At 71.7% G+C, this 10,625-nt stretch carries 5 protein-coding genes; all 5 read left to right on the top strand.

Annotation, left to right across the window (positions count from 1 at the left end; all coding sequences use genetic code 11):
• Positions 1–136: 136 nt before the first annotated feature.
• The gene (locus HMPREF0043_RS07185) at positions 137–1,123 is read left to right on the top strand and encodes a malate dehydrogenase (protein WP_021602337.1); all 987 of its coding nucleotides are present in this window, start codon (positions 137–139) and stop codon (positions 1,121–1,123) included.
• A 358-nt stretch (positions 1,124–1,481) separates the two neighbouring features.
• Positions 1,482–2,348, top strand: a complete 867-nt coding sequence (locus HMPREF0043_RS10280) for a biotin--[acetyl-CoA-carboxylase] ligase (RefSeq protein WP_198010304.1) — start codon at positions 1,482–1,484, stop codon at positions 2,346–2,348.
• Positions 2,345–4,153 (top strand): ATP-binding protein, encoded by a 1,809-nt coding sequence (locus tag HMPREF0043_RS07175; protein ID WP_021602335.1) that lies wholly within the window; start codon positions 2,345–2,347, stop codon positions 4,151–4,153. The genes HMPREF0043_RS10280 and HMPREF0043_RS07175 overlap by 4 nt, the downstream gene beginning before the upstream one ends.
• Positions 4,154–4,194: 41 nt before the next feature.
• The gene (locus HMPREF0043_RS07170; protein ID WP_040318103.1) at positions 4,195–5,757 is read left to right on the top strand and encodes an acyl-CoA carboxylase subunit beta; all 1,563 of its coding nucleotides are present in this window, start codon (positions 4,195–4,197) and stop codon (positions 5,755–5,757) included.
• A gap of 20 nt (positions 5,758–5,777) precedes the next feature.
• A partial coding sequence (locus HMPREF0043_RS07165; RefSeq protein ID WP_021602333.1) for a fatty acid synthase subunit beta domain-containing protein occupies positions 5,778–10,625 on the top strand: 4,848 nt, incomplete at its 3' end.

Here is a 10,625-nt window from a genome sequence, read left to right as displayed (position 1 = left end):
GCGATCGCGGCGTGAACCCTCATCCTGCGCAGGCGCCGCGCCTGTAGGCCTTAGGGACTTCCGTCGGCGACGGGCCCGCGCCTATCCTTGGGGGATGGGCGCGGACGCCCACGCCAATCGAAACGAAGGAGACCCCATGGCTCGCACGCCAGTCACAGTCACCGTCACCGGTGCAGCCGGAAACATCGGCTACGCCCTTCTCTTCCGCATCGCCTCGGGAGCCCTGCTCGGAGAAGGGACCCCGGTCCGGCTGAACCTGCTCGAGATCCCGCAGGCCGTCAAAGCGGCCGAGGGCACGGCGATGGAGCTCAACGACTCGGCCTTCCCCCTTCTCGATTCGGTGAACGTCTACGACTCGCTCGATCAGGCATTCGAGGGGACCGACGTCGCCCTCCTCGTCGGCGCGCGCCCCCGCACGGCGGGCATGGAGCGGGCCGACCTCCTGGAGGCCAACGGCGGCATCTTCGGCCCCCAGGGCAAGGCGATCAACGACCACGCCGCCGACGACGTCAAGGTGCTCGTCGTGGGCAACCCCGCGAATACGAACGCCGTGATCGCCATGCACTCGGCCCCCGACGTCCCCCGATCGCGCTTCACCGCCATGATGCGGCTCGACCACAACCGGGCCATCTCGCAGCTGGCCGCCAAGACGGGCGCGGCCGTCGCCGACATCGAGAAGATGGTGGTGTGGGGCAACCACTCCGCCGACCAGTACCCGGACGTCTCCTACGCCACCGTCGGCGGCAAGCTCGCCGCCGACCTCGTGGACTCCGAATGGCTCGAATCCCATTTCGTCCCCACCGTCGCCAAGCGCGGAGCGGCCATCATCGAAGCGCGCGGCGCTTCCTCGGCGGCCTCGGCGGCCTCGGCGGCCATCGACCACGTCCACGACTGGGTCAACGGCACGGACGAGTGGGTGACCCCGGGCGTCTACCAGGACGGATCGCACTACGGCGTGCCCGAAGGCCTCATCTTCGGAATGCCGGCCACGGCCAGGGGCGGCGAGTGGGCGATCGTCGACGGACTGGACGTCTCCGAGCGCACGCGCGCCGGGATCGACCACAACATCAAGGCGGCCCAGGAGGAGCTCGACGCGGTCCGAGCGCTCGGCCTCATCAAGTGAGCGCGCAGGCCGTCGACTCGGGAGACGAGTCTCTGCGCTGCGGCGTCCGATGAGCTGCGATGCTCCACACGGCATACAACGGTGGGCGGGATCCGGATCCCGCCCACCGTTGTGCCGTCTATCACCCGGCGGTTTCGCCTCCGACTGACGCCGGTGGCATGAAAACCCCGCGATGCCGGGTCGCGTCGATGGTATGTTGGCACTCGTGCCCGGCATCGGCACCGGCCGCGGTGTGCACGCCGCGATCGGAGACGAGCGAAATTAAGTACGGTGCGGTAACCTACTTTCTGGTAGGAAGAATCCGGCGGCCGCTTGCCGCCACGACGTGCCCGTCCAGCGGAACAGAGGGGAGCTGTCTTTGACCGGATCGCAAGCCGAGGGCATCCGCGACATCGGACGTGCGTGGTTCCCCCTCGCCGGAGACGCGGCCCCCGTCGTCCTCCACACCGAACTGACCGGATCCACCCAGGACGACCTCGCCGAACTCTGGCGGGAGGGAGCCGTCCCGCCCGGAACCGCCATGATCGCCGACGATCAGACGGCGGGCCGCGGCCGGATCGGCAGGACGTGGCACTCGCATCCCGGCAAGTCCCTCCTCGTCTCCGTCCTGATCGAACTGCCCGAATCCGTCGCCGACCACATGGCCTGGACCGCCCTGGCGGGCGCCTGCGCCGCGCTCGAATCGGTGCGGATCCACGCCTGCCCGAAGGATCGGCGGGCCGTCGCCGTCTCCTGGCCCAACGACGTCGTGGCCGTCACGGACTCCGGGCCGCGAAAGCTCGGCGGCCTGCTCGGAGAGGTGTGCGGCCGCCGCGACGGGCGCATCGCCGCGGTCCTCGGCTGGGGGCTCAACCTCTCCCTGACCGCCGCGGAGCTTCCCACCGCGACCTCGGCCTCCCTTCTGACGGCCGGCCTGGCGGTCCCCGAGCGCGACCCGCTCGTCGCCACGTGGCTCGACGGCCTTCACCGGCGCCTCGGCGCCCTCGCCGAGACCGGGGACCCCGAGGCCGCGGGCCTGGTGGCCGAGGCCAACGCCGTGACCGAGACCCTCCGGCCGGGGATCACGGTGGGACGCCCCCGGCTCGAGCCCGTCGTCGGGGAGGGGCTGCGCGTCCTGCCCGACGCCTCCCTTCAAATCCGGACAGACGCCGGCGTGCAGACCGTCACCGCCGGCGAGGTATCGCTTCTGGGCATGCAGCCCCATGCGGAAGGAGAAACCCGTTGATCAGCCGCGTTCTCGTCGCCAACCGCTCGGAGATCGCCCTGCGCGTCATACGAACGGCCCGCGACCTGGGGATCACGTCCATCGCCGTGTACGCGGACTCCGACCGCGACGCCCAGTTCGTCACCGAAGCCGACGAAGCCTACGCGCTCGGCGGAACGGCGTATGCCGAGACGTACATGAACGCCGACAAGCTCCTCGACGTCGCGGCCAGGAGCCACGCCGACGCCGTCCACCCGGGCTACGGGTTCCTCTCCGAGATCCCCGGCTTCGCCCAGGCCGTCCTGGACGCCGGAATCGTCTGGATCGGCCCCTCCCCGCAGGTCCTGGACGCCCTCGGCGACAAGATCAAGGCCCGACGGCTCGCCGAGTCGGTCGACGTCGCCCCGGTCGCCGGGATCTCGGGCCCGGTGACCTCCCGGACCCTCGTCGACGACTTCGTGGCGGCCAACGGGTACCCGATCGTCACGAAGAAGGCCGACGGCGGCGGCGGGCGCGGCATCACCGTCATGGAGTCCGACGAGGACCTCGACCTCTTCTTCGCAGCCCACGGGCACGAGACCGACGGATTCTTCGTCGAGCGGTTCATCCGCACGGCCCGCCACGTCGAAACCCAGTGCGCCCGCGACTCCCACGGGAGCTTCGCCGTGATCTCCACGCGCGACTGCTCGGTGCAGCGGCGCAACCAGAAGCTCATCGAGGAGGCCCCCGCCCCGGCCCTGCCCGAGGGCGTGGAGGAGACCCTCGTCGACTGGTCGAGGCGGCTCTTCGAGGCCGTCGGATACGTCGGCCTGGGAACGTGCGAGTTCCTCGTCGAGGGCGACGGGCGCGTCAGCTTCCTCGAAGTCAACCCGCGGCTCCAGGTCGAGCACACCGTCTCCGAGGAGGTGACCGGCCTCGACCTGGTCGAACAGCAGCTGCGCATCGCCTCCGGCGAGCCCATGGCCGAGGCGCCCGCCCCGCGCGCCCACTCCTTCGAATTCCGCATCACCTGCGAGGACCCGGCCAGCGGCATGATCCCCTCCACCGGCACCGTCACGCGGCTGCGCTGGCCGCTCGGGCACGGCGTGCGCATCGAATCGGGGATCAACGAGGGCGTGACCGTCACCCCGGACTTCGACCCCATGCTCGCCAAGCTCGTCGTCACGGCGCCGACCCGCGAGGCCGCCATCGCCCGCGCCCGCCGAGCACTGGCCGAACTCGACATCAAAGGAGTCGCGACGCCCGCCGCCCTCTACTCGTCGGTCGTCGCGCTCGACGAGTTCTCCCCCCACGTCCCCTCGACGCGGTGGTTCGAGGACTCGATCCTCCCGCGGCTGTCGGACCCCGGTGCAGCCGCGGAGCTCGGCGTCAGGCCGGCCGCCCCGTCGCAGCCCGCCGGCCCCCCCGCTCAGGCGGAGGAGCGGGCGACCTTCGTCGTCGAACTCGACGGGCGCCGCATGGAGCTGACCGTGCCCCGCACCATGTTCGCGGGGGCGGGGCAGGCCCACCACCGCGGCGTCCAGCCCCTGCGAGGGGGAGCGAGAGCCCGCAGCGACGCCCGATCCGGCGAACTCGTCGACCCGACCGGCATGGTCAACTCGCAGATCCAGGCGATCGTCGTGCGGGTGTGCGTGGAGACCGGGCAGCGGGTCTCCCGCGGCGACCTGCTCGTCGTCCTCGAGTCCATGAAGATGGAGAGCTACGTCCACGCGCCCTACGACGGCACCGTGGCCGACATAGCCGTCACCGGCGGCCAGAACGTATCCGCATTCCAGCCCCTCGTGCGCGTCACGCGCGCCGGGGAAACCGCGAAGGAGAACCAATGACGCTGACATCGCTCCGGCGGCTTCCGGACACGTCGCAGACGATGGACCTCACGGCCCATCGGGTCCACCGCGACGACTTCGCCGCCTACCAGGAGGGCCTGTCCGCCCTGGCGCGGGAGAAGGCCGAGGTCCGCCAGCACTCGGTGGGCAAGCTGACGGCCCGCGAGCGCATCGCCGAGCTCCTCGACGACGGCAGTTTCACCGAGATCGGCCAGTTCGCCGGCGGCAACATGGCCGAGGGCTACACGGGCGCCGGCGTCATCACCGGCTTCGGGACGGTCAGCGGGGACACCGTGGCCGTCTACGCCCAGGACTTCTCCATCCGAGGAGGAACCCTCGGCAAGGTCGAGGGCGACAAGATCATCGCCCTCATGGACAAGGCCCTCGAGCTGCGCATCCCCGTCGTCGCCATGCTCGACTCGGGCGGGGCTCGCATCCAGGAGGGCGTCATCGCCCTGTCCCAGTACGGGCGCATCTTCAAGAAGACGTGCGAGGCCTCGGGGGTCATCCCGCAGGTCTCGGTGATCCTCGGCCCCTGCGCGGGTGGAGCCGTCTACTGCCCGGCCCTGACCGACTTCATCGTCATGACCCGCGACAACTCCCACATGTTCGTCACCGGTCCCGACGTCGTGCGCGCGACCACCGGGGAGGACGTGAGCTTCGAAGACCTGGGCGGGGCGGTCGTCCACAACTTCCAGTCGGGCGTCGCCCACTACCTGGCCGACGACGAGGCCGACGCCCTCGACTACACGCGCACGCTGCTGACCTACCTGCCCGCCAACTGCGACGGCGCGGCCCGCCGCTGGGACTATCGGGAGAGCCCCGAGGACGCCGCGAACGCCGCCGCCCTGAGCTCCCTCGTCCCCGAGTCGTCCAAACAGCCCTACGACATGACCGACGTCATCCGCTCGATCGTCGACTACGGCGAATTCGTCCAGGTGCAGGAGCTCTTCGCCCCGTCGATCGTCGTGGGCTTCGCCTGCATGGACGGCGAGTCCGTCGGCATCGTCGCCAACCAGCCCCTGTGCGAGGCCGGGACCCTCGACGTCGACGCGTCCGAGAAGGCCGGGCGCTTCGTCCAGTTCTGCGACGCCTTCAACGTCCCCGTCGTCACGCTGGTGGACGTCCCGGGATACCGGCCCGGCACCGAGCAGGAGCAGGCGGGCATCATCCGGCGCGGGGCCAAGCTCATCTGGTCCTACGCGAACGCCACCGTCCCGCTCGTGACCGTCGTGCTGCGCAAGGCCTACGGCGGCGCCTACATCGTCATGGGCTCGAAGTCCCTGGGCGGAGACTTCAACTTCGCCTGGCCCGGCGCGGAGATCGCCGTCCTGGGAGCCGAAGGGGCCGTGGCCATCACCGGGCGGCGCGAGCTCAAGGCCGCCGCCGAGGAGGGCCGCGACGTGGACGAAGTCAAGAGCCAGCTCGTTGAGGAGTACACCCGCGAGAACGTCAACCCCTATCTGTCCGTCGCCAGCGGCGAGCTCGACGCGATCATCACACCCGAGACGACCCGATCGAGCATCGTCTCCTCCCTGCGGATCCTCCGCTCGAAGGACCGGTCCCACCCCGGTCTCCGCCGTCACGGCAACATCCCGATGTGAGCACTCGAAAGGTATTACGCATGACTTCCCAGCATTCGCAGCGATGGATCGCGCACTTCTCCGGCCAGGCCACTCCCTGGCGGACCGAGCTGGCCGAGCTGGTCTCGGATCCGGCCATGGCCGAGCGCCTCGCCGGGGTGCGCGACGCCGGCGAGGCGCTCCTGGCCCCCGTCGCCCCCGAGCTGCTGTCCGTCTCCGGCAGCTTCGACCTCATCGCCGACCCGGTCGGAGCCCCGGCGAGCCCCGCGACGTCCATGCCCGGGATCTTCCTCGCCCAGTACGGCGCCTATCTCGACATCGCCGAGGCCATCGGCTCCGAGCCCGACGCCGCCTTCGGACACTCGCAGGGGGTCCTCGGCGCGGCGGCCACCGACTCGGACCCCGTGCGCCTGTACGCCCTGGCCCGCCTCCTGGGGGCTGCCACGGCCCGTCAGACGCTGCGCGCGGGAGCCCTCCCCGTGGGAGAGGCCACCCCCATGCTCGCCCTGCTCGGCGTCGACCCGGCCAAGCTCAGCCTGCCCGAGAACGTGACGGTCGGCATCGTCAACACCGCCACCGACGTGGTCGTGGTGGGCCTCCCGCCCGATCTGGCCGCCCTGGCGGGGCGAGTGGAGGCCTCCAGCCAGTTCCTCGACGTGTCGGCCCCCTTCCACAGCCCGCTCCTCGAGCCGGCCGTCGCCCAGGTCCTCGACTGGGCGGGCAGATGCGGCCTGGGCGACGTCGAGGGCCTGACCCGCGCCTGCCTGACCGACAGGCTCGACTGGGCCGCGCAGACGCGCGCGATCGTGCCCGCCGGAGGAGTGGTCGTCAACGTCGGCCCGGGCACCGGCCTGGCCCGCATCGCCGTCGACAACCTGGCCGGGTCGGGCGCCGCCTACGTCGAGGCCGGGACCTCGCCCGCCCGCGACGACCTGGCCGCCGGCCGGCCCCGAGAGACCCGCACGGAGGACTGGGCGGACTTCGCGCCGCGCACCCGCAGGATCGACGGGAAGGACGTCCTGGAGACCGCCTTCACCCGCCTGACCGGGCGCTCGGCCATCCTCGTGGGAGGCATGACCCCCACCACCGTCGAACCCGACATCGTCGCCGCCGCGGCCAACGCCGGCCACTGGGTGGAGATGGCCGGGGGAGGGCAGGTGAGCGAGGAGATCCTCTCCGACCACCTCGCGGGCTTGGCCGACAGGCTCGAGCCGGGGCGCGCCGCCCAGTTCAACGCCATGTTCCTCGACCCCTACCTGTGGGACCTGCACTTCGGCTCGCGACGGCTCGTCTCGCGCAAGCGCGGCTCCGGGGCCCCCATCGACGGCGTCGTCATCTCCGCCGGCGTGCCGGACCTGGAGGAGGCCGTCGAGCTCGTCCTGCGCCTGCGATCCGAGGGATTCCCCTACGTCGCCTTCAAGCCCGGGACCGTCGGGCAGATCCGGCAGGTCATCGCCATCGCCCGGGAGCTCGACGAGCGCGGCGCCGACATCCCGCTCATCGCCATGATCGAGGACGGGCAGGCCGGAGGCCACCACTCGTGGGAGAGCCTCGACGAGCTCCTCCTGGCCACCTACGCCGACCTGCGCCACGCCGGCGTCGTCCTGTGCGTCGGCGGGGGGCTGGGCGACCCCGAGGTCGCCGCCTCCTACCTGGACGGCTCGTGGGCGCTCGCGGCAGGACGCTACGCCATGCCCGTCGACGGGGTGTTCATCGGCACGCCCCTCATGGCGTCCCGCGAGGCCGCGACGAACTCGCAGGTCAAGCGGCTCCTCGTCGAGACGCCCGGCATCGAGGAGGGCACGTGGGTGCGGCGCGGAGAGGTCCGCGGCGGCATGACCTCGGGCCTGTCCCAGCTGCACGCCGACATCTACGAGGTCGCCAACGCCAGCGCCGCGTGCTCCCGCCTCCTGGCCGAGGTCGGCTCCGACGAGCGCGCCATCGCCGCGCGCCGCGACGAGATCGTCGAGGCGCTCAGCCGCACCGCCAAGCCCTACTTCGGCGACATCGAGGAGATGACCTACCGCCGGATGCTCGAGCGGTACGTCGAACTCGCCTACCCGTGGGTGGACGAGTCCATCGGCCAGCGCTTCGCCGAACTGCTCGACCGGGTCGAGGGGCGCCTGTGCGAGGCCGACCACGGCGCCTGGCCGAGCGTCTTCGACGGGCCGGTCGACGATCCCGCCGCGGCCATCGAGAAGCTCGCCGCCGCCTACCCGAAGGCCGACACCCTCTGCGTCACGCCCGCCGACGCCGCCTTCTTCGTGGACCTGACGCGCAAATACCCCAAGCCGGTGCCGTTCGTCCCCGTCATCGACGCGGACATCTCGCGCCGCTGGGCCTCGGACACGCTGTGGCAGTCGCACGATCCCCGCTACGCGGCCGACGCCGTGCGCATCATCCCCGGCCCCGTCTCGGTCGCCTGGGTCAAGCGGCTCGACGAGCCCGTCGCGGAGATCCTCTCCCGCTACGAGGAGGCGGCCGTCAAACGCCTGGGCGAGGCGACGCCCGCGTTCAGCCGCATCGCCGAGACGGTCGAAGGCTACCTCGCCTCCGCGCAGTACATCGTCTGGCGCGGGCACCTCACCGACAACCCGGCCCGGATCGACGGGGCCCGGCTGGAGAACGGCGACGGCGGATGGGAGATCGCCGTCCCCTTCGACTCGATCTGGGACGGGACCGGCGCCCAGGCGCACGCCGTCACCGAGATCCGCATCCCCCTGACCGTCCCCGACGGCGCCGGGACCGGAGCCTACCCGATCGTCGACGACGCCCGCCTGGGAGCCGCCATGCGCGGGCTCCTGGAGGCCACTGCCGGGGTGGGGGCCTCCTCGATCGGCGGCACCCCCATCGCATCCCTGCCCGACGACGGCGAGAGCTTCACCTTCCACTTCGACGCCGACGCCGCCTCGGCCCACGCCCTAGTGTGCGCGCCGGGCGACACGGCCACCGCCGGGGCCGTCCCCAGCTCGCTCTTCGGCTCGTGCTGGCCGACGATCTACGGCGCGATCGGGGCCGCGAAGCTCAACGGGTACCCGGTCGTCGAAGGCCTGTTCCTGGCCGTCCACCTCGACCACAGCGAGCATCTGCGCGTGCCCGTCGAGGAACTGGACGGGCAGCTGACCGCCGCGTCCCACGCCACGGGCGTCTCCGACACCGGCGCGGGCCGGGTGATCGGCATCGAGACCCGGGTCGTGGACGACTCTGGCCGCGAGGTCGCCTTCTTCGTCGACCGCTTCGCCATGCGCGGCCGCATCGGGGAGGAGGCCCTGGCCGACCCGGCGCCGCGCGGCGGCGTCGTGGACGTCGTGGAGACCCCCAGGTCCCACCTGGGCACCGCGACGGTGACGGCACCGACGAACATGACCGCCTTCGCGATGGTCTCCGGCGACTACAACCCGATCCACACCTCGCGCGCGGGCGCCGCCTTCGCCGGTGTCGAGGAGCCGATCGTCCACGGCATGTGGCTGTGCGCCGCCGCCGAATACCTCACCCAGTCCATCGTCGGCACCCGGATCCTCGGCTGGACCTACCGCATGTTCGCCATCGTCCCCCTCGGGGCGAAGATCGAGGTGCGCGTCGAGAGGGTCGGGCGCGTGCGCGGCGGCGGGCTGGCCCTGGAGGTCACGTGCACCGCCGACGGGGTCGTGGTCGCCACGGCGAGCGGTGCCGTCGCCGCGCCGTCCACCGCCTACCTGTACCCGGGCCAGGGGATCCAGGCCCAGGGCATGGCCCTCGACGAGCGCGCGGTCTCGCCCGCCGCCCGCCGGACGTGGGAGCGGGCCGACGCCCACACCCGCGAGAAGCTCGGCTTCTCGATCCTGGCGGTCGTGCGCGACAATCCGCGCGAGCTCGTCGCCAACGGCGTGCGCTACCACCACCCCGAAGGCCTGCTCAACCTCACCCAGTTCACCCAGGTCGCCCTGGCGACCGTCGCCGCGGCGCAGACCGAGCGCCTGGCCGACGAGGGCGCCCTGGTCAAGGGCGCGCGGTTCGCCGGCCATTCGCTCGGGGAGTACACGGCGCTGTCGGCCTACGCCGAGGTCTTCCCCCTGGAAGCCGTCCTGGAGATCGTCTTCCAGCGCGGCTCGACCATGCACAACCTCGTCCCGCGCGACGCCGAGGGACGCTCCGACTACCGCCTCGGGGCGCTGCGCCCCAACCAGTTCGGCGAGCGCGACGTGGTCGGCTACGTCGAGTCGATCTCCGAGCGGACGGGCGAGTTCCTGGAAGTCGTCAACCTCAACCTGGAGGGCCAGCAGTACGCCGTGGCCGGGACCGTCGCGGGCCTTGAGGCCTTGGCCGAGGACGCCAACCGCCGTTCCCGCGAGGCCGGGGGCAAGGCGTCCTTCATCCTCATCCCCGGCATCGACGTCCCCTTCCACTCGCGGGTCCTGCGCGGAGGCGTCCCCGACTTCCGGGGGCTGTTGGAGGACCTCCTTCCCCAGTCGATCGACCCGGAGGCCCTCGTCGGGCGCTACATCCCGAACCTCGTCGCCCGGCCCTTCGAGCTCACCGAGGACTTCGCCCGCTCGATCCTGGACGTCGCGCCCTCCGAAGCCGTCGCCGAGCTCGTCGAGGACTTCGAGGGCAACCTCGCGGCCGACCGGGACAGGGTGGTGCGCACGCTCCTCATCGAGCTCCTCGCCTGGCAGTTCGCCTCCCCGGTACGGTGGATCGAGACCCAGCAGGTGCTGCTGGACGCGGGCGTGGCCGAATGGGTGGAGATCGGCCTGGCCGAATCGCCGACCCTGGCGAACATAGCCGCGCGCACGGTCGCAGCCGCCGGAGCGGACGTCACCGTGCTCAACGTGGCCCGCGACGCGGCGCGCGTGCGCCGCGAGGACGTCGCGGCCGCCTCCGAGGAGGCCGCTGCCGAGCCGTCCGCG

It is taken from the genome of Actinobaculum sp. oral taxon 183 str. F0552, assembly GCF_000466165.1.
GTDB lineage: Bacteria > Actinomycetota > Actinomycetes > Actinomycetales > Actinomycetaceae > Peptidiphaga.
Note: the sequence above shows the minus strand (reverse complement) of the source record. Positions and strands in the feature narration are given on the sequence as shown.

Bases quoted from the DNA above. Each gene is read 5' to 3' on its own strand.
- HMPREF0043_RS07185 (WP_021602337.1), top strand. From the start codon at position 137: ATGGCTCGCACGCCAGTCACAGTCACCGTCACCGGTGCAGCCGGAAAC.
- HMPREF0043_RS07170 (WP_040318103.1), top strand. From the start codon at position 4,195: ATGGACCTCACGGCCCATCGGGTCCACCGCGACGACTTCGCCGCCTAC.